This window comes from Streptococcus infantis (genome assembly GCF_018499575.1).
Lineage (GTDB): Bacteria > Bacillota > Bacilli > Lactobacillales > Streptococcaceae > Streptococcus > Streptococcus infantis_K.
The window spans coordinates 204,055-228,947 of record NZ_JAHDAP010000002.1 but is presented as its reverse complement, the minus strand read 5'-3'; the positions used below and the strand labels follow the sequence as shown (position 1 = coordinate 228,947).

Annotated in this window: 29 protein-coding genes and 1 tRNA gene; 9 read left to right on the top strand and 21 right to left on the bottom strand. The window is 41.5% G+C overall.

The genetic code is table 11. From position 1 onward, the window contains the following. Positions 1 to 20: 20 nt before the first annotated feature. The 12 genes from alr to nrdR form a co-directional block, all read right to left on the bottom strand. Complete coding sequence (alr, locus tag KJR31_RS07165) at positions 21 to 1,124, bottom strand: alanine racemase (RefSeq protein WP_214262717.1); 1,104 nt, start codon at positions 1,122 to 1,124, stop codon at positions 21 to 23. Beyond that, complete coding sequence (acpS, locus tag KJR31_RS07160; protein ID WP_214262788.1) at positions 1,114 to 1,476, bottom strand: holo-ACP synthase; 363 nt, start codon at positions 1,474 to 1,476, stop codon at positions 1,114 to 1,116. The genes alr and acpS overlap by 11 nt, the downstream gene beginning before the upstream one ends. A 44-nt stretch (positions 1,477 to 1,520) precedes the next feature. Beyond that, on the bottom strand, positions 1,521 to 2,552 hold the full coding sequence (locus KJR31_RS07155) for a 3-deoxy-7-phosphoheptulonate synthase (protein WP_214262716.1): 1,032 nt from the start codon (positions 2,550 to 2,552) through the stop codon (positions 1,521 to 1,523). Position 2,553: 1 nt separating this feature from the next. Beyond that, the gene (locus KJR31_RS07150; protein WP_178894568.1) at positions 2,554 to 3,585 is read right to left on the bottom strand and encodes a 3-deoxy-7-phosphoheptulonate synthase; all 1,032 of its coding nucleotides are present in this window, start codon (positions 3,583 to 3,585) and stop codon (positions 2,554 to 2,556) included. 80 nt (positions 3,586 to 3,665) lie between these two features. Further along, entirely contained in the window at positions 3,666 to 6,179 is a 2,514-nt protein-coding gene (gene secA / locus KJR31_RS07145; RefSeq protein WP_214262715.1) for a preprotein translocase subunit SecA, read from the bottom strand. Between the two features lie 179 nt (positions 6,180 to 6,358). Next, complete coding sequence (locus KJR31_RS07140) at positions 6,359 to 6,952, bottom strand: LemA family protein (RefSeq protein ID WP_214262714.1); 594 nt, start codon at positions 6,950 to 6,952, stop codon at positions 6,359 to 6,361. A 39-nt stretch (positions 6,953 to 6,991) separates the two neighbouring features. Beyond that, a complete protein-coding gene (locus tag KJR31_RS07135; protein WP_006150863.1) occupies positions 6,992 to 7,834 on the bottom strand; it encodes a TPM domain-containing protein in 843 nt (280 codons plus the stop codon). Between the two features lie 192 nt (positions 7,835 to 8,026). Further along, the gene (der, locus tag KJR31_RS07130) at positions 8,027 to 9,337 is read right to left on the bottom strand and encodes a ribosome biogenesis GTPase Der (RefSeq protein ID WP_214262713.1); all 1,311 of its coding nucleotides are present in this window, start codon (positions 9,335 to 9,337) and stop codon (positions 8,027 to 8,029) included. Between the two features lie 13 nt (positions 9,338 to 9,350). After that, positions 9,351 to 10,064, bottom strand: a complete 714-nt coding sequence (locus KJR31_RS07125; RefSeq protein WP_214262712.1) for an NADPH-dependent oxidoreductase — start codon at positions 10,062 to 10,064, stop codon at positions 9,351 to 9,353. After that, positions 10,061 to 10,957 carry a primosomal protein DnaI gene (gene dnaI / locus KJR31_RS07120; protein ID WP_214262711.1) on the bottom strand — a complete coding sequence of 299 codons (897 nt, stop codon included), beginning with the start codon at positions 10,955 to 10,957 and terminating at the stop codon, positions 10,061 to 10,063. Before dnaI ends, KJR31_RS07125 begins: the two co-directional genes overlap by 4 nt. Further along, positions 10,958 to 12,127 carry a DnaD domain protein gene (locus KJR31_RS07115; RefSeq protein WP_214262710.1) on the bottom strand — a complete coding sequence of 390 codons (1,170 nt, stop codon included), beginning with the start codon at positions 12,125 to 12,127 and terminating at the stop codon, positions 10,958 to 10,960. Beyond that, positions 12,128 to 12,601 (bottom strand): transcriptional regulator NrdR, encoded by a 474-nt coding sequence (gene nrdR / locus KJR31_RS07110; RefSeq protein WP_004250782.1) that lies wholly within the window; start codon positions 12,599 to 12,601, stop codon positions 12,128 to 12,130. A 142-nt stretch (positions 12,602 to 12,743) separates the two neighbouring features. Between nrdR and KJR31_RS07105 the strand changes: the two genes are divergently transcribed. The 3 genes from KJR31_RS07105 to KJR31_RS07095 are packed head-to-tail and all read left to right on the top strand — an operon-like array spanning position 12,744 to position 14,555. Continuing rightward, entirely contained in the window at positions 12,744 to 13,109 is a 366-nt protein-coding gene (locus KJR31_RS07105; protein WP_214262709.1) for a GntR family transcriptional regulator, read from the top strand. A 3-nt stretch (positions 13,110 to 13,112) separates the two neighbouring features. Then, positions 13,113 to 13,808, top strand: a complete 696-nt coding sequence (locus tag KJR31_RS07100) for an ABC transporter ATP-binding protein (RefSeq protein ID WP_214262708.1) — start codon at positions 13,113 to 13,115, stop codon at positions 13,806 to 13,808. Positions 13,809 to 13,823: 15 nt separating this feature from the next. Further along, positions 13,824 to 14,555 (top strand): hypothetical protein, encoded by a 732-nt coding sequence (locus tag KJR31_RS07095; RefSeq protein WP_214262707.1) that lies wholly within the window; start codon positions 13,824 to 13,826, stop codon positions 14,553 to 14,555. Between the two features lie 69 nt (positions 14,556 to 14,624). Here the strand turns inward: KJR31_RS07095 and KJR31_RS07090 are convergent, their stop codons facing one another. Next, complete coding sequence (locus tag KJR31_RS07090; protein ID WP_214262706.1) at positions 14,625 to 15,320, bottom strand: LrgB family protein; 696 nt, start codon at positions 15,318 to 15,320, stop codon at positions 14,625 to 14,627. Continuing rightward, on the bottom strand, positions 15,317 to 15,691 hold the full coding sequence (locus KJR31_RS07085) for a CidA/LrgA family protein (RefSeq protein WP_004250774.1): 375 nt from the start codon (positions 15,689 to 15,691) through the stop codon (positions 15,317 to 15,319). The genes KJR31_RS07090 and KJR31_RS07085 overlap by 4 nt, the downstream gene beginning before the upstream one ends. A 181-nt stretch (positions 15,692 to 15,872) precedes the next feature. On the opposite strand from KJR31_RS07085, the gene KJR31_RS07080 reads away from it, so the two are divergent. From KJR31_RS07080 to trxA, 3 genes are all read left to right on the top strand, one after another. Beyond that, positions 15,873 to 16,247, top strand: a complete 375-nt coding sequence (locus KJR31_RS07080) for a MarR family winged helix-turn-helix transcriptional regulator (protein ID WP_214262705.1) — start codon at positions 15,873 to 15,875, stop codon at positions 16,245 to 16,247. Between the two features lie 102 nt (positions 16,248 to 16,349). After that, positions 16,350 to 16,571: a DUF4649 family protein gene (locus KJR31_RS07075; protein WP_214262704.1), complete on the top strand. Its 222-nt coding sequence runs from the start codon at positions 16,350 to 16,352 to the stop codon at positions 16,569 to 16,571. 14 nt (positions 16,572 to 16,585) lie between these two features. Then, positions 16,586 to 16,900, top strand: a complete 315-nt coding sequence (gene trxA / locus KJR31_RS07070) for a thioredoxin (protein WP_001029581.1) — start codon at positions 16,586 to 16,588, stop codon at positions 16,898 to 16,900. Between the two features lie 94 nt (positions 16,901 to 16,994). Here trxA and KJR31_RS07065 read toward each other — a convergent pair whose 3' ends face one another. Next, positions 16,995 to 17,663, bottom strand: a complete 669-nt coding sequence (locus KJR31_RS07065; protein ID WP_214262703.1) for an MIP/aquaporin family protein — start codon at positions 17,661 to 17,663, stop codon at positions 16,995 to 16,997. A 294-nt stretch (positions 17,664 to 17,957) separates the two neighbouring features. On the opposite strand from KJR31_RS07065, the gene KJR31_RS07060 reads away from it, so the two are divergent. Continuing rightward, positions 17,958 to 18,722 (top strand): (S)-acetoin forming diacetyl reductase, encoded by a 765-nt coding sequence (locus tag KJR31_RS07060; protein WP_004250763.1) that lies wholly within the window; start codon positions 17,958 to 17,960, stop codon positions 18,720 to 18,722. Positions 18,723 to 18,866: 144 nt separating this feature from the next. Here KJR31_RS07060 and KJR31_RS07055 read toward each other — a convergent pair whose 3' ends face one another. The 5 genes from KJR31_RS07055 to KJR31_RS07035 are packed head-to-tail and all read right to left on the bottom strand — an operon-like array spanning position 18,867 to position 22,384. Beyond that, on the bottom strand, positions 18,867 to 19,613 hold the full coding sequence (locus tag KJR31_RS07055; protein WP_214262702.1) for a 16S rRNA (uracil(1498)-N(3))-methyltransferase: 747 nt from the start codon (positions 19,611 to 19,613) through the stop codon (positions 18,867 to 18,869). Position 19,614: 1 nt separating this feature from the next. After that, the gene (gene prmA, locus KJR31_RS07050) at positions 19,615 to 20,565 is read right to left on the bottom strand and encodes a 50S ribosomal protein L11 methyltransferase (RefSeq protein ID WP_214262701.1); all 951 of its coding nucleotides are present in this window, start codon (positions 20,563 to 20,565) and stop codon (positions 19,615 to 19,617) included. A 10-nt stretch (positions 20,566 to 20,575) separates the two neighbouring features. Next, positions 20,576 to 21,475: a GIY-YIG nuclease family protein gene (locus tag KJR31_RS07045; RefSeq protein WP_214262700.1), complete on the bottom strand. Its 900-nt coding sequence runs from the start codon at positions 21,473 to 21,475 to the stop codon at positions 20,576 to 20,578. Beyond that, positions 21,476 to 21,904, bottom strand: coding sequence for an NUDIX hydrolase (locus KJR31_RS07040; RefSeq protein WP_214262699.1), 429 nt, complete (start codon positions 21,902 to 21,904; stop codon positions 21,476 to 21,478). Between the two features lie 9 nt (positions 21,905 to 21,913). Next, positions 21,914 to 22,384 carry a DUF3013 family protein gene (locus tag KJR31_RS07035; protein WP_214262698.1) on the bottom strand — a complete coding sequence of 157 codons (471 nt, stop codon included), beginning with the start codon at positions 22,382 to 22,384 and terminating at the stop codon, positions 21,914 to 21,916. A gap of 115 nt (positions 22,385 to 22,499) precedes the next feature. Between KJR31_RS07035 and KJR31_RS07030 the strand changes: the two genes are divergently transcribed. Together KJR31_RS07030 and KJR31_RS07020 are read left to right on the top strand one after the other, a co-directional pair. Next, positions 22,500 to 23,771, top strand: a complete 1,272-nt coding sequence (locus tag KJR31_RS07030) for a replication-associated recombination protein A (RefSeq protein WP_214262787.1) — start codon at positions 22,500 to 22,502, stop codon at positions 23,769 to 23,771. Between the two features lie 263 nt (positions 23,772 to 24,034). Then, positions 24,035 to 24,107: transfer RNA gene (locus tag KJR31_RS07020), tRNA-Lys, on the top strand. Between the two features lie 95 nt (positions 24,108 to 24,202). Here the strand turns inward: KJR31_RS07020 and KJR31_RS07015 are convergent. Further along, positions 24,203 to 24,859: a hypothetical protein gene (locus KJR31_RS07015; protein WP_214262697.1), complete on the bottom strand. Its 657-nt coding sequence runs from the start codon at positions 24,857 to 24,859 to the stop codon at positions 24,203 to 24,205. Positions 24,860 to 24,893 lie beyond the last annotated feature (34 nt).

Below are 24,893 nucleotides of genomic sequence, written 5' to 3'. Positions count from 1 at the left end.
CTCTCCTTTCCATTTGTTTTTTAATAATATTCTCTCGGAATACGATCACTGAGGAGACAAACTACCTCATAATTGATGGTTCCTCGGTAAACTGCTACGTCTGTTGCAGTAATCTCCTTGTCACCGTTTGAGCCAATCAAAGTTACCTTGGTCCCCAATGGATACAGCTTAGGCAAACGAACCGTGATCTGGTCCATAGATACCCGCCCTACGATAGGGCACAATTGTCCATCCACTAGAACTGAGAAATTCTGCATATCTCGTGTCCAACCATCCGCATAACCGATTGGCAAAGTAGCAATAACTTGCTCACTGTCTGCCTGATAGGTCGCTCCGTAGCCCATACAAGCCCCAGCTGGAACTGTTTTGACATGAACAATAGCAGTTTCTAAGGTCAAGGCTGGCTTCAGTTCATAAGGCAATTCTAAAACTTGTCCGCTTGGATTGAGACCATACATAGAATCTCCCATACGAACTGCATTAAAAATCGTTTCTGCATGCCATAGAGTAGTCGCAGAGTTACTCGCATGGACCAGTTCAGGAACTTCTTGCAAGCCTGCGATTATTTCCTTGAAACATTCTAACTGTTGCTTAAAGTAGCTGTCTGATTCTTCATCTGCAGTTGCAAAATGGGTAAAGATTCCTTCAACATTAGCCCCATGTTCCTTGAGTAAAGCTTGAGCTTGTGCTGCCTCACTTGCACTTCTAAAACCAATTCGTCCCATACCTGAATCAATTTTTAGATGAACGGTTAAACCTGATAAGTCTGGCTCTGTAGCTATGAGTTTCTGGATCCATTCCAATCCTGCCACTGTTAAGGTAATGGCATACTCCTTAGCCAGTGAAAGAGATTCAACCTCAGATACTCCCAAAATAAGAATCTTCTTAGAAATTCCTGCCTGACGAAGTTCGAGGGCTTCATCGATATTAGAAACGCAAAAGCCATCGACGTCATCCTGGATAGCCTTCGCAACAGCTATCGCTCCGTGTCCGTAGGCATTGGCTTTTACAACTGCCCATTTGAGGGCATCTTGGGGAATATGCGCACCCATCTGTTGGATATTGTAGCGGATAGCTCCCAGATCGATGAGGGCTTTAGTTGGTCTATGTGGACTAGTTTTCATGATTCTCCTCCAAAATAACACTAGCTGTCACAAACTGATCTGTATGGCTGATTGATAGCCAAACTTTTCCTGAAAACGGGGATTTGCTGAAGTAGGGAGCTCCTCTTTCATTATTTAAAACTTCCAAGTCCTGAAAGCCCAACTTCCCAATTCCCGTTCCCATAGCCTTTGAGAAAGCCTCTTTAGCTGACCAACGCCCAGCCAAATACTCAATCTGTCTACGACCTTTAAGACTAGCAAAGCGCTCCATTTCCTTGTCTGTCAAGACACGCTGCGCAAAGCCCTCTCTTTTTTCAACTGCATTTTGTATGGAAGCTAATTCTTGAATATCGATTCCGTGTCCAACTATCATTTTCATCAAAAGGAGTTGAGACCCCCCAACTCCATCCTTTTCACTTATTTTGTTAAGGTAGAATAGATTTCTTCTACTAAAGCTACTGTGTTTTCCCAGCCCAAACATGGGTCTGTAATGGAACGTCCAAAGATTTCTGGCTGGTTTTGCCGACCATCTGCTAAGTAGGATTCAATCATGAAGCCTCGAGCTACCTTTTTAATCTTCTCATTCCAGTCACGGTTGAGAAGAGTTTGGCGAACGATTCGAATTTGCTCCATATATTGTTTCCCTGAATTATCATGGTTGGTATCAATCATGATAAAGGGATTTTCGAGTCCCATTGACTCGTAACGTCCAATAGCATCTAGAAGAGTTTCGTAGTAGAAGTTAGGTTCATTTTTCCCGTATTCATTCAAAGCACCGCGAAGGATGACATGAGCCAAGGGATTTCCTGAAGTTTCAACTTCTTGGCCATGGAAGAGAAAGGTTTGTTTGTTTTGTGCAGCATAGATGGCATTATACATCACAGATAGGTTTCCAGATGTTGGGTTCTTCATTCCCACTGGTGCATCAATTCCCGAAGCTACAAAACGGTGTTCTTGGTCTTCGACTGAACGTGCACCTACTGCATGATAACTCACCAAATCATCAACTAAGACCAGATTGGCCGGATACAGCATTTCATCTGCTGTAGTCAATCCTGTTTCTGTAATCACTCGATAATGAAGCTGACGAACAGCCTGCAAACCATTGATTAAGCTTGGAGCTTTAGAAGTATCTGGCTGATGAACTAAACCCTTGTAGCCATCTCCATTGGTACGTGGCTTTGCAGTATAGACACGCATAACCATGAAAATCTTATCCGCCACTTTTTTCTGCAAGTCTGCTAAACGACGGGCATACTCAAGCACTGCTTCTTCATTGTCAGACGAACAAGGTCCAATGACCAAAAGGATACGGTCATCCTTACCTGAAAGGATATCTGCCAATTCTTGGTCACGATTTTCCTTATGTTGCAAGGCTTCTGCAGATAATTGTGTTTCCGCCTTAATCGCTTCAATATCGATTTCTTGACCTTTCTCGATAAATGCCATATTAGTCTCCTAGTCTTTGGTAGATTTCGCGAACAAGAGCTTCAGTATTTTCCCATCCTAGACATGGATCGGTGATAGATTTTCCAAAGACTTCTGGTTCATTTTGACGACCGTCTTCTAGATAAGACTCAACCATGAAACCACGGACATATTTTTTAATCTTTTCATTCCAATCACGGTTAATCAGAGTCTGACGAACGATACGAATCTGCTCCATATACTGTTTACCTGAGTTATCATGGTTGGTATCAATAATAATGAATGGATTTTCAAGTCCCATCTTTTCATACTGAGCAATAGTATCCATCAAATTATCGTAGTAGTAGTTAGGAATGTTTTTCCCGTACTCGTTAAGAGCTCCACGGAGAATAGCATGAGATAAAGGATTTCCAGTAGTTTCGACTTCTTTCCCTAAGAAAAGGAAACTCTGCTTGTTTTGAGCCGCATAAATACCGTTGAACATAACATTGAGATTTCCAGAGGTTGGATTTTTAAAACCTGTTGCAAAATCTGCTCCACTAGCTACAAAACGGTGTTGTTGGTCTTCAACCGAACGGGCTCCAACTGCCATGTAAGAAATCAAATCATCTACCAAAGGAAGGTTCTCTGGGTACAACATCTCATCTGCTGTTGTCATTCCTGTTTCAGAGATAACACGGTAGTGCAAATGACGAACTGCCTTGATCCCATTGATGAGGCTAGGTGCTTCTTTGGCATTTGGTTGGTGAATCAAGCCCTTATATCCATCACCATTAGTACGTGGTTTTGCAGTATAGACACGCATAACCATAAAGACACGGTCTTTGACTTCTTCCTGAAGTTTTGACAAACGCTTAGCATACTCAAGAACCGCCTCTTCATTATCAGACGAGCAAGGACCGATTACCAACAAAATACGTTGGTCTTCCCCACGAATAATTGCTTCAAGCTCTTGATCACGTTGGAGCTTGTTCGCAAGTACTTGTCCTTCTAGTTTAGACAAACTACGTACTTCATCAATATTAATTTTAGGGCTTTTTGCTGTAAATACCATTATCCATCTCCTTATAAAGCAAACGGACGCCAAGCGAAAATTCACTTTTCACTAGGCATCCGCCTGAAAATTAGTCATTCTTAACGTCGTTTACCGTGACAGTTTTTAAATTTCTTACCAGATCCACATGGGCACAAGTCATTACGTTTTACTTGGCTGAGGTCCAAATCAGCTGGAAGATTTGTCTGTTGAGCAGCAATATTTCGAGTTGCTGTCGTACTAATATGATGTTCAGTTTGTGGACGTTCTTGTTCATGAATTTGTGCTTTCATCATCAAGCGAGTCACATCAAACTCAATTGAACCAATCATATCATTAAACATACGGAAGCCTTCCGCTTGATATTCCACGACAGGGTTGTTTTGGGCATAACCACGAAGACCAACAGCATTTCTCAACTGATCAAGGGCATCGATATGGTCAGTCCACTTGTTATCTACAACACGTAGAATCAAGACTTTCTGGAATTCTTTCACTGCTTCTTCGTCACGAAGTTTAGCAACTTGGCTATCGTAGACTTTCAATGCACGTTGGTATAGTTCATCCTTGATAGCTTGGTCTGACAAACCTTCTAGGTCTGAAAGTGAAATCGAATCTTCTGGAAGCAAATTGTACTTCGCAAAGTTCAAGATTGCTTCGAATTTTTCATCTTGTTTAGAACGAGCATGGCCATCTACAATACGTCCAATCGTACGACGAATCATAGCATGAATCTCAGGAGCCAAGTCACGATCTGCAGTGATGACATCATAACGTTGCGCGTAGATAATCTCACGTTGTTCACGCATGACATCGTCATATTGAAGGACTTGTTTACGAGTATCGTAGTTGTTTCCTTCAACACGTTTTTGCGCTGCTTCGACCTGACGTGTCAACATACGAGATTCAATGGCTTCGTCAGACATATTGAGACGTTCAAAGACACCCTTCAAGCGTTCTGAACCGAAACGTTTCATCAAATCGTCTTCGAGTGACAAATAGAATTGTGATTCACCTGGGTCACCTTGACGACCTGAACGTCCACGAAGCTGGTTATCGATACGACGGCTCTCGTGACGTTCTGTACCAATGACACAAAGTCCTCCAAGTTCACGAACACCTTCGCCAAGTTTAATATCGGTACCACGACCGGCCATGTTGGTTGCGATAGTCACCGCACCACGTTGACCAGCATTCATGATGATTTGCGCTTCTCTATAGTGGTTCTTGGCATTCAATACTTCGTGAGGTACGCCTGCTTCAACCAATTTCTTAGAAAGAAAATCACTGGTTTCAACGGCAACAGTACCTACTAATACTGGTTGACCTTTTTGGTAACGCGCCTTAACATCTTCAACGACAGCCTTAAATTTTGCATCGAGGCTAGCGTAGAGAAGGTCTGAATGGTCGATACGTTGGATTGGACGGTTAGTAGGAATTGGAATAACACGGATGTTGTAGATTTCGCGGAATTCCTCTTCTTCTGTTTTACCAGTACCAGTCATACCTGCCAATTTTTTATACATACGGAAAAGGTTTTGGTAGGTAATCGATGCAGATGTCTTGGTTTCATCTTGAATTGGGACACCTTCTTTAGCTTCAATCGCTTGGTGCAACCCATCAGAGTATCGACGGCCTTCCATGGTACGACCTGTAAATTGATCGACAATCAAGATTTCTTGCTCTTCGCTCACCACATAGTCGATATCAAGAATCATGATGTAGTTGGCACGAAGGGCATTATCGATAAAGTGAGTCAAAGCCACATTTTCGATATCATAAAGGTTTTCTAGTTTAAAGTAGCTTTCAGCCTTGTCAATACCTGAGTCAGACAAACCGATTGTCTTAGACTGAATATCAATGATGTAGTCATCTTTATCCAAAGACTTCACAAAGTGGTCAGCCATGTGGTAGAGTTGACTTGTTTCAACTGCATTAGCTCCTGAAACGATCAATGGTGTACGAGCTTCGTCGATTAAGATAGAGTCAACCTCATCGACCAAGGCATAGTTAAGTGGGCGTTGAACCATGTTCTCCGCACGAACAACCATGTTATCACGAAGATAGTCGAAACCAATTTCTGAGTTTGTTGAATACGTAATGTCACAGAGATAAGCTTCTTTTTTCTCCATTGGAGATTTCGCAGCTAAGTTAATCCCCACTGACAAACCAAGCCATGAGTACAACTCACCCATCTCAGTCGCGTCACGTTCTGTAAGGTATTCGTTGACGGTAACTACGTGTACACCTTTTCCTGAAAGTGCATTAAGGTATACCGGCATTGTCGCTGTCAAGGTTTTCCCTTCACCTGTACGCATTTCTGGAACGTCACCGTGGTGAAGAACGATACCACCCATAACCTGAACCTTGTATGGGAAAAGTCCAAGAACACGCTTAGCTCCCTCACGTACAACCGCAAAGGCTTCGTACAAGAGTTGATCAAGCGTTTCACCATTTTGATAACGTTGCTTAAATTCTTCTGTCTTAGCTTGCAACTGCTCGTCTGTCAAAGCAGCCATTTCATCTTCGTATTTGAGGACTTTATCAGCCATTTTTTCTAAGCGGCGGAGTTCCCCTTTATCATTTTCGATGATTGTTTTTAATAAATTTGCCATTTTTTTCCTTACTTTAAATTCTGAATATTTTAGAATGTTCTTTTTATTGTAGCATATTTGCCCAGCTTTTTCAAGAAAGAATCCGTGTTTATACAAGCTAAAAAAGGCTCATTTAGAGCCTTTTTTTGTAAATGTTCAAACAATTGCTAATCATCGATTTTCTTTTAGAAATTTCAAGCTTATTCTTTAGTTGTAGAAGTACTAAAATCAACCTTTGGAGCTGTCTTGGCTTCTTCGCTTTCTTTAAAGGTTTCTGCCTCTTTAAAGTTCATCATGTTAGCGAAAAGAACTGTTGGGAAGCTTCTTAATTTTTGATTGTATTCCGTTGCCACTTTGTTGTAATCCTTGCGAGCTACAAAGATACGATTTTCACTTCCGGCCAACTCCGTCATAAGTTGTTCCACATTTTGATTGCTCTTCAATTCCGGATAATTTTCTGTTAGCGAGATCAATCGTGAAATAGCTGAACTCAATTCTCCTTGAGCCTCTTGATTTTCTTTTGAAGTCACGGAGCCATTCCCGATTTTAGCACGAGCTTCTGCAATTTGGGTAAAGACTTCCGTCTCATGGTTCATCTGGCCTTTTACTGACTCTACCAAATTTCCAATCAAGTCAGAACGACGTTGAAGAGCTGTCGCTACATCTGCTTGCGCTTGCTCGACCTTGGTTTGTTCGGAGACAAGTCCGTTATAAGTGCCTACTACTGAGCAACCGCCAAGTAAGATAATAGCCAGCAAAATGCCCAATACATAAATAATTCCTTTATTTTTCATATCTAAACCTACTTATTTCCTTAATTTTTTACACGAACATTACCAATCATCGGATGAGCCACCGCCATCGAAGCCTCCGCCGTCCCAGCTACTAGAGGAGTCTGATCCTGAGTCGGACCAAGATGACCCTGAGTCGGAAGAGTCACTAAACCACCATCCTCCATCAGAGGAGTCTCCCCCTCCGCCACCTCTACCTCTGATAATGGCAATAATGACTCCAACGAAATATATTACCGTCAGGAACATAAAGAAATCTTTTATGGGGTCATTTTTTTGACGGCGGTTTGATGAACTAGTTCTATCTCGATTAGATTTTTTCCCACTGATACTTTCGGAATAACGTTTGATATCAGAGGAGTCATCATCAGACGAGAAGGTCCCAGTTCCTCTATAAAACTGATTGTCCAAGCCTTTAGCAATCGCTAGAATTCCCTTACTATAGTCACCAGTTTTAAAATCTGTACGACTGGCTGCCAAAATCTGCTTGGTTTGATAGTCTGTTATTCTAATGGCGGTGTTATTACTGGTTTCAATTCTTGATTTACGGTCTTGAACGGCTACTACAATGAGACTTCCAAAATTATCGCCTGAATAGCCAATCTTCCAAGCCCTAGCGGTTTCATTTGCTACCGTTTCAATGCTTTCACCTTCCAAACTGTCTACGATATAGACACCTATTTGAAGCTTTTCTGCCTTTTGACTATTGGTTTCATTTAAGTCACGAATTTGAGTAACTACTTCCTCTGTCAAATAATGATTTGGATCATAAATACCATAGTCTGGTTTTTCAGGTGCGGTAAATCCTGATAGGAAGAAAAATGCCATCAGCAATCCAAGTAGATGCACCACGAAACGATTCTTTAACAATCTATCTTTTTTCATAATAACCTCCTTGTGCAAGGAAAATTGTTTAGAGAATTATAGCATTTTGACTTTTACAAAGAAAGTACCTTTTCATTACAAAACCATGACACAGACCAGGAAAAATATGTTATTTCGATGACAAATTTAGTCTTACGTTCTTGGTATCCTCTACAAAAAAGAAGGTCTGAGAACCTTCTTCTTTTTATCATTTTATTTCCGTTTTCTTGCAATCAGATGGATTGGTGTTCCTTCAAAGACAAAGGCCTTGCGGATTTGATTTTCCAAGAAACGCAAGTAAGAGAAGTGCATTAATTCTTCTTCGTTTACAAAGATAACAAAGGTCGGTGGTTTGGTTGCCACTTGAGTCGCATAGAAGATTTTGAGGCGTTTCCCTTTGTCTGTCGGTGTCGGGTTGATGGCAATAGCATCCATAATCACATCATTCAAGACAGCTGATGGGATACGAGTATTTTGACTCTCGCTGATTTGTTTGATCATTTCAGGTAATTTGTGAAGACGTTGCTTGGTAAGAGCTGACACAAAGATAATCGGTGCGTAAGGCAAGTATTGGAACTGCTCACGGATATCCTCTTCCCAGTTTTTCATGGTGTGATTATCTTTTTCAAGGGTATCCCACTTATTGACCACGATAATCATCCCTTTACCAGCTTCGTGGGCAAAACCTGCGATACGTTTGTCGTACTCACGGATACCTTCTTCGGCATTGAGCACCATCAAGACTACATCTGAACGGTCAATGGCGCGCATGGCACGCATAACAGAGTATTTCTCAGTATTTTCATAGACTTTACCAGACTTACGCATGCCAGCCGTATCAATCATGATAAATTCTTGGCCATCTGCATCTGTAAAATGGGTGTCAATAGCATCACGAGTTGTCCCAGCTACAGGACTGGCAATGACGCGATCTTCTCCCAAAATGGCATTGATCAAGCTAGATTTTCCGACATTTGGACGACCAATCAAACTGAATTTAATGACATCTGGATTTTCTTCTTCAACTTCATGTGGAAGATTTTCGACGATAGCATCCAATACATCCCCTGTACCAATCCCGTGAACAGATGAAATTGGCAGTGGTTCACCCAAGCCTAGTGCATAAAAATCATAGATATCATTTCGCATCTCAGGATTGTCCACCTTGTTGACTGCAAGGATGACCGGTTTATGGGTTTTATAGAGTTTACGAGCTACGTATTCGTCTGCATCTGTGATTCCTTCTTTTCCAGAAACGACAAAGACGATGACGTCTGCCTCTTCCATGGCAATCTCTGCCTGGTGCTTAATTTGTTCCATAAATGGAGCATCAACATCGTCAATCCCTCCAGTATCAATCATACTGAAAGAACGATTGAGCCACTCACCAGTAGCATAGATACGGTCTCGTGTTACTCCTTCGACATCTTCTACGATTGAGATGCGTTCCCCTGCAATACGGTTAAACAGGGTTGATTTCCCAACATTGGGACGTCCTACAATGGCAACAGTTGGTAAGGCCATGTTTTCTCACTTTCTACAATAAGTTCTTTTGTTCAAGATTTTCTCTAGTCGAGCTTGGTTCAGGCTGACCGAATTGCTCCGCAAGACGCTGACTCCAAGTGGTAGTCGCACGCGCTCCTGCGTATTCAGTCTGCACAAGGTCATAGGCTTCAATAGCCTCAGCCGTTTGTTCTTGGTATTCTTCCTCAAAAACAACTTGCTCGAGTGGCAATCTTGGTTTTACATCGTGTTGTTGATTTGGTACGCCTAGTGCAATCCCAAAAACTGGATAGGTGTAGTCAGGAAGCTTGAACAACTCTGCTAATTCAACAGATTTGTAACGCACTAAACCGATGATTACTCCACCATATCCAAGGCTTTCTGCCGCAAGCAAGGTGTTCTGCCCAGCTAGTGCTGCATCGACTGAAGTGATGAGGAGCCCTTCCACCCCTTGAGGTTGGAAAGTATCGGTATGGAGACGAGCTCCTTTTTCTGCACGGTTTAAATCTCCTACAAAGAGAAGGAAAGCAGCAGACTGACGAATCGCTTCCTGAGGAACCAGCTCAAAAAGAGCATCTTTCTTTTCTTGACTTCTGACTACAATCACAGAATAAGATTGGAAATTTTTCCAAGAAGAAGCCATTTGTCCTGCAGATAAAATGGTATTTAAATCTTCTTTAGGGATCGCTTCTTCCTTAAATCTGCGAACCGAAGTATGAGATTTCATTAATGTGATTGTTTCACTCATCGGCGGTTTTCTCCTTCTAGTCGTGTTTCCTCTGCCAAATAACGGATACGCTCCATCACACGTCTAGCTTCCCAGGTTTCATCATTTCCATTCTTGCCTTTGGCAAAATGTTTTTCCAAATCATCAAAACTGAAATTTGAGGTAAAGAAGGTCGGTAAATCTTCTTGCATACGATATTGAAGAATGACTTGCAAGACTTCATCACGCACCCAAGGTGTTGATTGCTCAGCACCAATATCATCAAAAATCAAAACTTCAGCTTGCTTGATTTCATCCACCAAACTCTTTACATTACCATCACCGATAGCATTTTTAACGTCAATGACAAAACTTGGATAGTGAAGAAGGGTAGATGAAACACCACGTTTTTCTGACAAATCATGGGCTAAGGCAGCCACCATAAAACTCTTCCCAACTCCAAAGTCTCCATAGAGATAGAGACCTTTACGGACTTCTGGATATTGCTCAACAAAGGTAAAGAGCTTTTCAAAAACTGGCATGCGTCCCAAGTCATCCAAATCAACTTGAGCCAAACTAGCTTTTTTAAGACTAGCTGGAAGATTAATCAATCTGAGACGATTCTTGATAGCCGCTTCCTTCTCAGCCGCAATCAGTTCTGGAGTTTCCTCATAGGATACATCTGCGTAACCATGATTCATAACTAGAATAGGCTTATAGCCACGCGCGATATAGTCGGTATCTCCGCGAAGGAACTTATCACGTTCGGTGATGTATTGATTAAACTTAGAGATACTACGATTCAATTCCTCTTGACTGAGAGATTCCTTCCGGATAAAAGCCGCAACATCTGGATCTTTTACAATCTGCTGAACCAGGTCCTGGTATTGAAAACGGCTGGGATGATCTTTAAGTACATCTCCTACACTTTCCATCTAGTCTCCTCCTTTTCCTAATCGGTCTAACATTTCTTTTTTCTTACGTTCTAACTCCATGCGAGTTTCTTCGCTGGTTTCATTTTTATATTCTGGATTACTCCATTTTGGGACATTACTTTTGGTTTGGCTTGTTTTCGCTGATTTTTGTTCTTGTCCCTTTTGATTCTTCTCTCTGATGCGAAGTACAGCTTCTTCAGCAGTTCTGATCTTGTTATAAGAGTAATCATTAGCCACTTTCATGGCATATTTTTCATTGAGGTTGGCAGAATCAACCTTATTGAAGGTCAAGAGTATAACAATGTTGATAACCTCATCAAGCAAGCCCAAGTCTGCCATCTGTTTTAACAAATCGCGTTCAGCTTGGATAATCCCTGCATTTCGGGTTTGTTTGATACCCGCTAAAAATTGCAGGGCAGTCTTACTTTTAGCTTCTCGGATAATAGTCGCTTCTTGGGGACTGAAGTCTGACGAAACAGATTTTTGCGCTGATTTTTCACGCATACGCTTGACAGAAATAACTTGTGAAACTGCTGTCGCCTTAGCCAATTGATAGGTTTCAAACCAAGTCCATTTTTTCTCGTCAGCAATTTTAAAGAGCTCTAAAACATCTGACTGTTCATCTTGGAAACGAAGACCATCTCGAGCCATGAGCTGACGAAAATGATCCAAATCGAAATCATTCGTCAAATTAGCCCTTACTGGTGTTTCATCATAACTAGCCATGTCCTCTATTTCTGGAAAGACCTGACTCAAAGGAACCGTCAAAGCTTCTCCCTCTGCAGACTCTTGACGCAAATCAGAAACTGCTGGATCACCAATTTTTTTCTCCAATAAAGTTCGATAAACTGTATGACGCAAGAAATCTGAACTAGAAAGGGTTGGATGAATGGCGATTTCATAGACGTCACCCTTTTGATAGAGGGTAAGCAAGTTGAAAGCTGATAAGATTTTAAAAGCTTTTAAAAGCCTGTCCATTCCAAAATTCAGATGATTGAGAATGGCAGCAAAGAGGTGTTCCTTTTGTCCATTATCCCAAAAGGCTAGGGTATAAAGGTAAAGACTCAGCGCATCCTGACCGATAATCGGGAGGTAGCACTGCACCAGAGATGTGGGATCTTGCGACACCCGATTATTCTTTAGAAAAGAAAAACGATCATTAGGCTTCATTTATTTTTCCTTTTTCTTCTTTGAAGATTGCGTAATTTGTTTGAGAAGATTTTCGAGCTCGCTCACATCTTTAAAGCTACGATAAACACTAGCGAAACGAACGTATGTGATTTCATCCAGTTCAGCCAGTTCTTCCATGACGAGAGAACCAATATCTTCACTTTGAATTTCATTATCATTGCGACTGAGGAGTTTTTGCTCGATACGATTAACCACCATGCCAATTTCATCACTAGAAACGGGACGTTTTTGAGCTGAGCGAATAATCCCGTTAAAGATTTTATCTCTTGAGAATTGTTCTCGAGTTCCATCTTTTTTGACCACAACCAGCGTTCTTTCTTCTACACGTTCATAGGTCGTAAAACGATGCTGGCATTCTTCGCACTCACGTCTTCTTCTGATTGTATTTCCTTCTTCAGCCTGGCGACTATCAATAACACTGGATTTAGTAGCGCCACATTTTGGACAACGCATGCCTTCCCCTCCCTGTCGTTTTCTTTTCATTATACCATTTTTTTGAGCAATTCCCAAAATAATTCTCCTTTTGGCTTGACAAGTTTCTTGTTTAGTTGTATTATTTAATTAACACAATAGACATTGTGGAAAGGAGAACGTGATGTCCTGGATATTTGATAACAATAAACCCATTTATTTGCAGATAATGGATAAAATTAAACTGCAAATCGTTTCTCATAAACTAGAACCCAACCAACAACTGCCAACTGTCAGAGAACTGGCTAGCGAGGCTGGCGTTAATCCTAATACCATCCAACGTGCCCTATCAGACCTAGAAAGAGAAGGCTTCGTATACACCAAGCGTACTGCAGGACGTTTTGTCACAGAGGACTTGGACTTAATCCTCCAATCCCGGAAACAACTATCAGAAGAACAACTGCAGCAGTTTGTAACAGGCATGGTAGAATTTGGCTATGAAAAAGAAGAACTACCAACTGTTTTGAGAGATTATATTGAAGGAGTTTAGACTATGACCTTGTTAACGTTTGAAAATGTTTCAAAATTCTATGGAGCAAGCCCTGCTCTTCAAAATGTTTCCCTTGAAATCCCAGCAGGAAAGATTGTGGGACTTCTTGGTCCAAATGGTTCTGGAAAAACAACCCTGATTAAACTAATCAACGGCTTGTTACAACCTGATGGAGGGCGTATTCTGATCAACGATATGGAACCAAGTCCAGCAACTAAGGCCATTGTTTCTTACCTACCTGATACGACCTATCTAAACGAGCAAATGAAAGTCAAGGAAGCTCTTACCTTTTTCAAGACCTTCTATAAAGATTTCAATCTGGAACGTGCTCAAGCTCTTCTTCGCGACCTTGGTATCGATGAGAATAGCCGCTTCAAGAAACTCTCAAAAGGGAACAAAGAAAAAGTTCAGTTGATCCTTGTCATGAGTCGTGATGCTCGTTTGTATGTCCTTGACGAACCAATCGGTGGTGTCGATCCCGCAGCTCGTGACTACATCTTGAACACCATCATCAACAATTACTCTCCAACTTCGACTGTCTTGATTTCAACTCACTTGATTTCGGACATCGAACCAATCTTGGATGAGATTGTCTTTCTCAAGGATGGAAAAGTTGTCCGTCAAGGGAATGTGGATGATATTCGCTATGAGTCTGGAGAGTCTATCGACCAGCTCTTCCGTCACGAATTCAAAGCCTAGATAAAGGAGATTATTATGTTTTGGAATTTAGTTCGTTATGAATTTAAAAATGTCAACAAATGGTTTTTAGCCCTCTATGCAGCTGTACTATCCCTATCTGTCATCATCGGTATTCAGGGCAGTAGCCTCTCAAGCACCTATTATCAAGATAAGGGCGTTGTCATGTTAGTATTTCTATCTCTGGTTTTTGGTGGTCTGGTTATTACTTTGAGTATCTCAACCTTGATTTTGATTATTCAACGATTTAAGGGTAGTGTTTATGACCGTCGTGGCTATCTAACTCTCACCCTTCCAGTATCTGAACACCAGATTCTCTCCGCTAAACTTCTTGGAGCCTTTGTTTGGTCTTTGGCAAGTACAGTGGTCTTCCTTTTTAGCCTTTATATTATCATTTCCATGATTGAACCAGACGCCTTCCTATCTAGTTTTGCCGAGTATATGCTAAAAAATTATACAGATGATTTCTGGTTAGCCTTGATTTCCTATATTTTTAACACTCTTGCAGGTATTCTTTGTATCTACTTGTCTATCTCTATCGGCCAACTCTTTAATGAATACCGTACAGCTCTTGCGGTTGTCGCCTACATCGCTATCCAAATAGTCCTTGGTTTTATCACCCTAAATCTTCGCATCGATTTCGACTACAATTGGGTATTATCCTTTGAAATTTTCAAGGACTTAATCCTTAGCGTCGGCTTCTATCTCGGCACCTACTATATCTTAAAGAACAAAGTAAACTTACAATAATGAATGAAGCCCCTAGCAAATAAAGCTAGGGGCTTCTTTTTACACAAAGAAATATAACATTATTATTTTTTAACTCAATATTAAACTAGCTACGATGGGACTGATAAAGACATACAGCAGACCTGTGACACCGATTGCCAAACCAGCCATGGCACCTGCAACAGAACCATAACGGAATGCTGTCCCAGTTCCAACGGCGTGACCCGTTCCTCCTAGAGCTAGACCGGCAGCTACTGGGTCGTCTATTTTTAGCCATTTTAAAAGTGTTGGTCCAATAACGCTAGTCAAAATGCCAGTTGCTACCACAACTACCAAGGTGATCGTCGCTATCCCTTGTAGCTTATCCGTAATTCCAACTGCCATGGCCGTCGTTACAGACTTTGGGAAAAGTGAAATCGCCAAGAAGAAATCCATACCGAAAAATTTTGCAACTAAAGCTGTAAAAACTGTATTTACAACAACAGCAAGGAAACTACTGAGTAGAATACTTCTAACATGGTGCTTCATGAGGTGAAAACTTTTATAGAGAGGAATCCCAAGTGCTACTGTCGAAGGTACAATCAAGTTATTCAGATAAACCCCACCTTGATAATAGTCAACATAGGAAATACCCGTCAATTTCAGAAATGCTATGATAAATAAAGTCGCTAAGAGTAAGGGAGTTGTCAAAGGATGAGGGTAGCGTCTAAAGATAATCATGCCCCCGAGATAGGCCAGGATAGACAAGGCTATCCCAAAAAGTGGATTGGATACAAATTCGCTCATTTAGCACCTCTTTCTTCGTAATCACCTTCATAACGCTTTTTGATAAACTGAACGACCAACGCAATCAAGATAATATTGATAACTGCTGCAAAAAAGACAATCAAGACAATGGGCAATAAATAGGGAGCAATCACATCAAATTTCTCCATAATCCCAACTGCAGGAGGCAAAAATAGAATAGTCATATTAGCCAGGAGAAAATTCCCAACCATGTTGACATGACGTACCCGCAACCACTTGAACTGCAAGGCTAAAAATAAAATAATCAAACCAATAATGCTTCCAGGGATAGGCAAATGGAAAAAGCTAGAGATTCCCTCACCAATCAGTGAAATGACAAAGAGAATCATTAACTGAACATATAACTTCATCGTTTACTCCACAAATAGACTTTCTGCATACCAGTTTACTACTTTTTCAGAAAATTTCAAGGAAATACACAAGAAACATCCTTCTTGCTATCTCATCTAAAAAGTTGTATACTAATTGCGTGCGCAAGCATCTTAGATGCAAAAATCCATTTACATCTATTATAGAGGAAAGGAGATTAACATGACTTACTTGGAAAAATGGTTCGACTTCAACCGCCGACAAGTAGAGCTAGAAGCTATTTTAGAGCAAACGATCGCTGAGCAGAGTGAACAGAGTCTTACGCTCAAAGAATTCTATCTCTTGCACTTTTTAAATCAGGCTCAAGAAAAATCTTTGAGACAGATTGACTTGCCAGATAAACTTCATCTGAGCCCTAGTGCTGTATCACGGATGGTGGCACGCCTAGAAGAAAAAAACTGTGGTTTACTTAGTCGAAGATGCTGCGATCAGGACAAGCGAGCTAGTTTTATCTGCCTCACTAGCGAAGGACAGACGACTCTCGCCTACTTACAAAAAGCTGTTGAAGAAAGCCTAGCTACAAAAGCAGACTGGTAAATTTTAATTGTTTACCAAAAAACTTGCGTGCGCAATCAATTTTCTTGACATTCCTTTTTCTGAGGAGTAAAATGAAGACATGATTTAGCAAAGGAGAATCCTATGATTGAAATCACTTATCTGGATGCTAGCAAGCAAGAGAGAACCATGACTTTCGAATCATACGAAGAATTTGAACGTTCTCAACATGCCTGTCTGATTGGGGTCGCAGACTACTACCCAGTTCAAAAGTTATCCTATAAAGGACACGATTTGGACTACCATGGGACTTACGGAGATGTTTTCTTCTATCTCATGAAACAAGATTTAAGCCAATATAAGTAAAAAGGAGAAATACTATGGCAAAAGCAATTACAGATGCAACATTCGAACAAGAAACTAAAGACGGATTGGTCTTGGTAGACTTCTGGGCAACTTGGTGTGGTCCATGTCGTATGCAAGGTCCAATCTTGGATAAATTGTCTGAAGAACTTTCAGAAGATGTCTTGAAAATCGTTAAAATGGATGTTGACGAAAATCCAAATACAGCTCGTGCATTCGGCATCATGTCTATTCCTACTCTTCTCTTTAAGAAAGATGGACAAGTCGTTAAACAAGTGGCAGGTGTTCACACTGCAGAACAAATCAAAGCTATCGTTGCTGAATTAAGTTAATCATAAAACACTCCCACATTGGTTATGGGAGTGTTTTTTATATAAAAAATTACCCTCCAAGATGGAGGGTAGGATTTTTTACTATATCGTTGAATTAATCTTCTGTTCCAAGGAAGTTTTTTGCAACAAGTGCTGCAAGAACCCCACCAACGATTGGTGCAAGGATGAAAATCCAAACTTGTTGAAGAGCTGCGCCACCTACCAATACAGCAGGAGCCAAGCTACGAGCTGGGTTTACTGAAAGTCCAGTGATATTCAATCCCACAAGGATCATAGCTGTCAATGACAAACCAATCACCAAACCAGCGATTGCGCCATTTCCTTTGCTTGCTGAAGTTACAGTCATGATAACCAAAACAAACAAGAAAGTTGCAATTGTTTCAAACAAGAAACCACCAAAGACAGTTACACCGTTAGCCAAGGCATTTTCTCCAAGACTTGCAGTTGACATCCCTGAATTTGCCAAGAGGAAGAATACAGATCCAGATGCTAAGAAAGCACCAACTACTTGGCCAAGGATGTAGTTTACAAGCTCTGAAGATGACAAACGTTTGTTAACAAACATAGCGATAGAAACAGCTGGGTTCAAGTGTGCACCTGAAACCGTTCCGATTGAAAAAGCTGCAACTACGATTGCCAAACCAAAGGCAAGAGCAATTCCAAGGTGTCCAAGTCCCTCAACACCATTTCCAAAAACAACAGCTCCTGTTCCGATGAACACAAGCATAAAAGTACCGATCAATTCAGCAACAAATTTTTTCATGATAAGTCTCCTTTTTTCAAACTATGTATTAGTCTATCAGAAGGAGGAAAGGGTTTCAAGAAATGTGCTTGGAAAATCAGTTCATAAACTACTCTAGCTAAGCGCCAGTCCTCATCATTTGTAAATTAGATTGAAATTTTTAAAAACAGGTATTTGTTTGACACAAATTTCACAAAGGTATATACTAAAAAGTGATAGGATTCTTTTAGAAACCTATCACAACTCACTTATAACCCTTTTGCTGTTCTTTTATGAACGTTTGAATGGTATCATGGATACCAAAGGAGGAATCATATGTCTAAAGTAGCTATTGTTACAGGTGCAGGTCAAGGAATCGGTTTTGCAATCGCAAAACGCTTGGTCCAAGATGGTTTTAAGGTTGGGGTATTAGACTACAATGCTGAAACAGCTGAAAAAGCAGTTGCTGAGTTGTCAGCAGAGAATGCTTTAGCTGTTGTAGCAGATGTGTCTAAACAAGCAGAGGTTGCTGCAGCTTTCCAAAAAGTTGTAGACCATTTCGGAGACTTGAACGTTGTGGTAAACAACGCTGGTGTCGCTCCGACTACACCTCTAGATACGATTACAGAAGAACAGTTCAATCGTACCTTTGCTATTAACGTCGGTGGGGTAATCTGGGGAGCACAAGCTGCTCAAGCTCAATTCAAAGCACTTGGTCACGGTGGTAAAATCATCAACGCTACTTCTCAAGCAGGTGTTGTTGGAAATCCAAACTTGACTGTTTATGGTGGTACAAAATTCGCTGTTCGTGGCATTACTCAAACATTGGCGCGTGATTTAGCTGATTCAGGTATCACTGTTAACGCTTATGCTCCAGGTATCGTTAAAACACCAATGATGTATGATATCGCTCACGAAGTTGGGAAAAATGCAGGAAAAGACGACGAATGGGGTATGCAAACATTCGCAAAAGATATTACATTGAAACGCCTTTCTGAGCCAGAAGATGTCGCTGCAGCGGTTAGCTTCCTTGCTGGACCAGATTCAAACTACATTACAGGACAAACCATTATCGTTGATGGTGGTATGCAATTCCACTAAAATTTTAAAAAAACGAGGTTGGATTAAATCCAACCTCTTTTATTATTTGGTGATTCTACATTGGAATCCTTTTTTATTCCCCTAACTCTGCACTATAGGCAATAATCTAATCAACCGTGTCAGAATAGAAAAATGATGAAGCATTCATTTTTTCTCTAATTCAAGCAAAACACTAATGGCTGATAGAGAATAAAGTGGCGCTGTTTCTGCTCGAAGAATCCGTGGTCCAAGTCCTGCAAGGACTGCTCCTTTGGCTTCAAAAGATTCAATTTCTGCAGGGGATAAACCACCTTCTGGACCAAAGATAAAGAGCAGTTTAGCTCCCTTTTCTAACCCAGCAACAGCTTGGATAAGCGCAGCTGATTCTCCTTCTTTGGCTGACTCTTCATAAGCAACCACGATGCGGTCAAACTGGTCTAACTGAGCTAGAAAGTCTGCCTTTTTCTCAAAAAGTGTAATGTTTGGGACAAGATTCCGCTTGCTTTGCTCGGCTGCTCCAAGGGCAATTTTTTCTAACTTCTCAACCTTTTTGCCCAATTTCTTGCCGTCCCATTTGGCGACTGACCAGTCAGCAGGAAAGGCCCAGATTTGGCTGGCTCCGAGCTCGGTTACTTTTTGAGTGATAAACTCCAGCTTATCTCCCTTGGGAAAGCCAGAGGCAATGGTCACTTGGACTGGTAGTTCTACATTGTCAGCTAATTCTTCATCCAACTCAAACTGACGTGCTTCCACATTTACCACGCGCGCCAAACGCTTGATCCCATCATCAAAGACTAGGGTCACCTGGTCATCTTCTTTCAAGCGCATGACCTGAAACATGTGCTTGCTGGTTTCCTTATCCTCAATCGTGACTGGGGAGCTAGCCAAACCTTTTACAAAATACTGTTGCATGCTAGCCTCCAATCACACCAGAGATATCCTTGGTCTTCTTGAAGACACAGGCATTCCACTCTCCTTGAATCATATGGGTTTCAAGGAAAAATCCAGCTGCTTCTGCTGACTGACGTACCATATCCCACTTGTCCTTGATAATGCCACTCATGATGAGATACCCTTCGTCCTTGACCAAACGATAAGCATCGTCCGTCAGATGAATGAGGATATCCGCCAAGATATTGGCCACGATGACGTCTGCTTCAATCTCCACACCCTTGAGCAAATCACCTGGAGCTACATGGATGTTTTCCATGCCAGGATTAAGCTCAATATTTTCCTGAGCGACCCGAACCGCTACATCATCTAGGTCATAGGCAAAGATTTCCTTAGCTCCTAGAAGCGAGCTAGCAATGGAAAGAACACCTGAACCTGTCCCCACATCGAGCACCGTTTCGCCACCACGAAGAACCTGCTCTAAGGCAAAGAGGCTCATCTTGGTCGTCGGGTGGGTTCCCGTTCCAAAGGCCATGCCTGGATCTAGCTTGATAATCTTTTCTCCAGTTGTCGCCTCATAATCTGTCCAGGATGGCACAATGGTCAAATCATGGGTAATGCGAGCTGGTTCATAGTATTTCTTCCAGTTGTCGGCCCAGTCTTCCTCAGCCAAGGCAGTCGTGCCAATTTTGACTTCTCCCAGATCCATAAAGTCGGTCAATTCTGCTAAACGAGCCTGTAAGTCTGCTTCAACTGCTGCTACATCAACCGTTTCAGGGTAGTAGGCGGTCACCACGATGTCTTCCTCTTGCTCGACCTCAGGGAAAATCTCACCGAAGCGATCGACATTTCCCACATAGTCCATGCTGTCTTCAATCGCAACACCTTGGGCTCCTAGCTCAATCAAGAGGTTAGAGACCAGTTCCTCTCCCTCACGCTTAACTGTAACTTTTAACTCTTGCCATGTTTCCATTTTATTCTCCTTAACAATCCACCATTTCTTCTAATTCTTTTAAAGTTTTTCCGTCCTTATTTTTCCAATCAATTCGTCCATTGGTATTCATTCCCAGAACAAAAGCTGCTGCATAAGAAGGGCTAGAGAAAAGTTGTTTCTCCTGTAAAATACCATCTTTGATTACATTTGTATCTATTAGTTCTTTACGAAGTTTTTGCAGACTAATTGGGATTACATTGGAATCTATCACCTCTATTTGACTACCCTCCAAAACTACAAAACCCTCCGAAGTACGTTCACAACGAGCTTCTATTACTTTATTTGATTTCTTAGATTTTCGCTTTAAATATAAAAAAGTTGACTGATCATAAGGTAAGTCTTTCTCTGTTTTCTTTGTCATAGGAACAAACACTCGATACCCTAAGGTTCCTACAATCATCAAAGTGTTTTCTACAACCTCATCCAACTCCGACTGCTTTTCTTCCGTAACATTCCCAGAATTGGGCTCATTCCCATTTTTTACAATAAAGCGCCCCGCGTCCTTTGCTAGTTGTGTAAATTTATTTTCCAAGTAACTAATTTCCGTGGGCCCAAAGGAGTTATTCTGCGTAGTCAAAATAATGACATCATTAAAATAATCTGCATGGTTGTTACGAGTATGTTCCTGAACACGTAAAAGGACACCTTCACCATTTTTGCGATTCGTCGCCTGCCCGATGTAGGTAACATCCTTTTGCTTATCCTCATTACGACCAAATAGGAAATAAATGCCACTTTGCTTCATTTCATCACGTGATTTTAAATCTGCCAATTGAATTCGAGGAATTTTATAAATCACCCCTATCCAATTCGACAAGGTACATTTAATTATCCCAGTAACTTCTCCATCCATGAGAAACATATTGATATTCTTACTACGATTTGGCATTTACCTTACTTCCTCCAAATAATTCCTCAATCTTCCTTGCAACTGAGGCACTGCCTGTTTAGAATTGAGAAATTCCTCAACGCCCATCAGTTTGTATGCCTGTCCCTCGTCTCCAAAGGTGATATTGTCAAATTGTTCTTGACTTAGCTGACCAACCATAAAGACAGACCGCCGACCTTCAAAGAGCATGCTGGGATAGACCTTACTCCAAAGCAGGCAATCTTCAGTCAGATGAATGCCTAGTTCCTCATAAACTTCACGCGATACGCATTCAAAAGGGCTTTCGTCCCCTTCACGACCTCCACCTGGTAACTCCCACATATTGGGCCAAGGGATATTGTCCTTGTCATCACGCAAGATGGTCAGTAGCTTATCTCCACAAAAGAGGGCAATTTTGCAGCCAGTAAAATCTGAAATGTCTATATCCACTACAAGCTCCTAGTATCTCGGATAAGGGTAAAATTCTCCCTCTTCCAAGCCTGCTTTTCCTTCTTCAAAGACTTCTTGGTTCCATTCCATGACGAATTCTTCTGCTTCTGGGTCTTCCAAAAAGTCCATGAGGGCATCTAGCCCAACCTCTGCAGTATCTTTGAGAAATAGGGCGAAATAAGCTAAGAATTCACGAGAAAAACCTTTCTTAGGTAGGTAAGGAATGACTGTCAAATAGTCTTCTTCATTAACAGTTGACTTGGCAGGGTTGTAAAAGAGCACTGCTTCCTCAAAAAGGATATCGTCTGATGACACATCCCCGTCCTCATCCAGCATCTCCACCCCTGCAGGATTTTGTGCCTCAAGCAAAAAACTCACTTCAACCGCATGATTGCGCTTATCCCAACTAATCTCATAATCAAAAGGAAAGTTCTTGTCCAACTCTTCTTGTAAAACATCTAAAAATCCGTATGTTGCCATTTTGTCCTCTTTCTATACGACTCTTTAATCGCCCCGAATACTCGGAAATATGCTAAAATAGATACTACCATATTACCACATTAGTATCAGAAAATCCATGTTAGAAAGGACTGCTATGCCAGACAATCTCGCGCTTCGTATGCGCCCCAAAACCATCGACCAGGTCATCGGTCAGGAACATCTGGTCGGCCCAGGAAAAATCATCCGTCGCATGGTGGAGGCTAACCGCCTGTCGTCTATGATTCTCTATGGACCTCCGGGTATCGGAAAAACAAGTATCGCTTCAGCCATCGCTGGAACGACTAAGTATGCCTTTCGAACCTTTAATGCGACAGTTGATAGTAAAAAACGTCTCCAAGAAATCGCCGAAGAAGCCAAGTTTTCAGGTGGTCTCGTCCTATTACTAGATGAAATCCATCGGCTTGACAAGACCAAGCAAGACTTTCTCCTGCCACTTTTGGAAAGTGGCCTGGTCATCATGATCGGTGCGACAACTGAAAATCCTTTCTTTTCTGTCACTCCAGCCATCCGTAGCCGTGTTCAGATTTTTGAACTGGAACCCCTGTCTAACCAAGATGTCAAAGAAGCCATTCAAATCGCCCTGACTGACCCTGAACGAGGATTTGATTTCCCAGTTGAATTAGATGATGATGCCCTTGCTTTTATCGCAATATCTACCAATGGAGATCTCCGTTCTGCCTTTAACTCGCTGGACTTAGCAGTTCTTTCGACTCCGGCAAATGATGAAGGTATCCGCCATATCACGCTTGATATTATGGAAAACAGCCTCCAGAGAAGCTACATTACTATGGACAAGGATGGAGATGGTCACTATGATGTTCTCTCTGCCCTGCAAAAATCCATTCGAGGTTCAGATGTCGATGCTAGTCTCCACTATGCCGCTCGCTTGATAGAGGCTGGTGATCTTCCTAGTCTCGCTCGTCGCTTGACCGTCATTGCATACGAAGATATCGGCTTGGCTAATCCCGATGCCCAGATTCACACTGTCACTGCTCTGGATGCGGCGCAGAGGATTGGTTTTCCAGAGGCTCGCATTCTCATTGCCAATGTCATCATCGATCTGGCACTCTCGCCTAAGTCCAACTCAGCCTATGTGGCTATGGATAAGGCTTTGTCCGACCTCAAAACATCGGGGCACCTGCCGATTCCAAGACACCTACGAGACGGTCACTATAGCGGAAGCAAGGAACTCGGAAACGCCCAAGACTACCTCTATCCTCATAACTATCCAGGTCACTGGGTCAAACAAGAATACCTACCAGAAAAAATCCGTGACCATAGCTACTTTTCTCCAGAAGATACTGGAAAATACGAACGGGCCCTGGCTCAACGCAAGGAAACCATTGATAAATTACGAAACTTGTGAAATCCTTTTCAAAAAGTTGCATTTCCCCCTTGATTTTTTTTGAAAAAGTGGTATCATATAAACATAGAAACGCTGTGGTGTACGACTTCACATTCAAGTGTTGACCGACTATTTTTTGTATTTTTAGGGAAACAAAAGACTTCTAACAGCATGTAGGCCGTCTCACACGGAAACAGCTTCAGTTAGAGCGAGTTGCCCACCTGCTTAGTTGCGCGGGTTCAATACAAACCGTGAAGTTTCGGCACCAATACAGCTTTTTATTTGCCTCCTTAGCTCAGTTGGTAGAGCAGTAGACTCTTAATCTATGGGTCGCAGGTTCGAGCCCTGCAGGGGGCATCTAAACAACAGGAAAAAGCCTTGATTTCAAGGCTTTTTTGTTTTTCTAAAAGATTTTTTCTTGGTGTTTAGGGGAAATTTCTCAAGATAGATGTTTAACTATCTGCTTCTTCCTTAAATCGTACTTTTCCTTGACTATATAATCCCATAATTTTCACAAAGCGAACTGGATTGTTTTGGTTATACAAAAGAAATACTGAAAAGAATAACAAGCCCGCTAACCACAAACCATAGCTTTCATCACCAATCGGTTGACCAAATTTTAGAGGAAAAAGTAGGAAATACAAAAGATAATAGATAGACACTATATTTACTGCAAAGCGAGCAAATCGAAAAGGTAAAGCAGACAGTTGTCTAGGATCAAACTGGTTTTTTACAAACAAATTATGAGATGCTTTAAAGAAAAAGACTTTCTCTGTCGTTGGCTGGGCCTTGCGAACATTTTTATAGAGAGCTCGTTCGAGTAAAGCAACTAACGAGAAAAACTGCATCAACCAAAAGAGAAGAATACAGGCTAGACTGAACCAGTTGTAGACACCAACAAACTTGAGTGAAAAGAAGCCCGAAACTGCGGGTCCACCTGCTAGTAAGAGAATTACCAAGTCAGGAATAAAGGAATTCGTGTCACCAGCTTTTTCAGTATTGAGCAACCTACTCTTTGGAGCAGCTAAAGCCTCTCCTGTCTTTTGGTCATAATAAACAGCTTGACCGTCACATTCGCCTATAAAGACGCGACGTCTAAGAAAAAACATACATCCCTCTTTCTATTTATGAAAATATGTTGCC

Bases quoted from the DNA above. Each gene is read 5' to 3' on its own strand.
- KJR31_RS07125 (WP_214262712.1), bottom strand. From the start codon at position 10,064: ATGAGTGAAACAATCACATTAATGAAATCTCATACTTCGGTTCGCAGA.
- KJR31_RS07090 (WP_214262706.1), bottom strand. From the start codon at position 15,320: ATGAGCGAATTTGTATCCAATCCACTTTTTGGGATAGCCTTGTCTATC.
- KJR31_RS07045 (WP_214262700.1), bottom strand. From the start codon at position 21,475: ATGCCAAATCGTAGTAAGAATATCAATATGTTTCTCATGGATGGAGAA.
- KJR31_RS07085 (WP_004250774.1), bottom strand. From the start codon at position 15,691: ATGAAGTTATATGTTCAGTTAATGATTCTCTTTGTCATTTCACTGATT.
- KJR31_RS07060 (WP_004250763.1), top strand. From the start codon at position 17,958: ATGTCTAAAGTAGCTATTGTTACAGGTGCAGGTCAAGGAATCGGTTTT.
- KJR31_RS07105 (WP_214262709.1), top strand. From the start codon at position 12,744: ATGTCCTGGATATTTGATAACAATAAACCCATTTATTTGCAGATAATG.
- trxA (WP_001029581.1), top strand. From the start codon at position 16,586: ATGGCAAAAGCAATTACAGATGCAACATTCGAACAAGAAACTAAAGAC.
- KJR31_RS07075 (WP_214262704.1), top strand. From the start codon at position 16,350: ATGATTGAAATCACTTATCTGGATGCTAGCAAGCAAGAGAGAACCATG.
- alr (WP_214262717.1), bottom strand. From the start codon at position 1,124: ATGAAAACTAGTCCACATAGACCAACTAAAGCCCTCATCGATCTGGGA.
- prmA (WP_214262701.1), bottom strand. From the start codon at position 20,565: ATGGAAACATGGCAAGAGTTAAAAGTTACAGTTAAGCGTGAGGGAGAG.
- KJR31_RS07080 (WP_214262705.1), top strand. From the start codon at position 15,873: ATGACTTACTTGGAAAAATGGTTCGACTTCAACCGCCGACAAGTAGAG.
- KJR31_RS07015 (WP_214262697.1), bottom strand. From the start codon at position 24,859: ATGTTTTTTCTTAGACGTCGCGTCTTTATAGGCGAATGTGACGGTCAA.
- KJR31_RS07115 (WP_214262710.1), bottom strand. From the start codon at position 12,127: ATGAAGCCTAATGATCGTTTTTCTTTTCTAAAGAATAATCGGGTGTCG.
- KJR31_RS07055 (WP_214262702.1), bottom strand. From the start codon at position 19,613: ATGCAACAGTATTTTGTAAAAGGTTTGGCTAGCTCCCCAGTCACGATT.
- acpS (WP_214262788.1), bottom strand. From the start codon at position 1,476: ATGATAGTTGGACACGGAATCGATATTCAAGAATTAGCTTCCATACAA.
- KJR31_RS07065 (WP_214262703.1), bottom strand. From the start codon at position 17,663: ATGAAAAAATTTGTTGCTGAATTGATCGGTACTTTTATGCTTGTGTTC.
- KJR31_RS07135 (WP_006150863.1), bottom strand. From the start codon at position 7,834: ATGAAAAAAGATAGATTGTTAAAGAATCGTTTCGTGGTGCATCTACTT.
- KJR31_RS07095 (WP_214262707.1), top strand. From the start codon at position 13,824: ATGTTTTGGAATTTAGTTCGTTATGAATTTAAAAATGTCAACAAATGG.
- dnaI (WP_214262711.1), bottom strand. From the start codon at position 10,957: ATGGAAAGTGTAGGAGATGTACTTAAAGATCATCCCAGCCGTTTTCAA.
- der (WP_214262713.1), bottom strand. From the start codon at position 9,337: ATGGCCTTACCAACTGTTGCCATTGTAGGACGTCCCAATGTTGGGAAA.
- KJR31_RS07035 (WP_214262698.1), bottom strand. From the start codon at position 22,384: ATGGCAACATACGGATTTTTAGATGTTTTACAAGAAGAGTTGGACAAG.
- nrdR (WP_004250782.1), bottom strand. From the start codon at position 12,601: ATGCGTTGTCCAAAATGTGGCGCTACTAAATCCAGTGTTATTGATAGT.
- KJR31_RS07155 (WP_214262716.1), bottom strand. From the start codon at position 2,552: ATGGCATTTATCGAGAAAGGTCAAGAAATCGATATTGAAGCGATTAAG.
- KJR31_RS07100 (WP_214262708.1), top strand. From the start codon at position 13,113: ATGACCTTGTTAACGTTTGAAAATGTTTCAAAATTCTATGGAGCAAGC.
- secA (WP_214262715.1), bottom strand. From the start codon at position 6,179: ATGGCAAATTTATTAAAAACAATCATCGAAAATGATAAAGGGGAACTC.
- KJR31_RS07140 (WP_214262714.1), bottom strand. From the start codon at position 6,952: ATGAAAAATAAAGGAATTATTTATGTATTGGGCATTTTGCTGGCTATT.
- KJR31_RS07150 (WP_178894568.1), bottom strand. From the start codon at position 3,585: ATGGTATTTACAGCAAAAAGCCCTAAAATTAATATTGATGAAGTACGT.
- KJR31_RS07030 (WP_214262787.1), top strand. From the start codon at position 22,500: ATGCCAGACAATCTCGCGCTTCGTATGCGCCCCAAAACCATCGACCAG.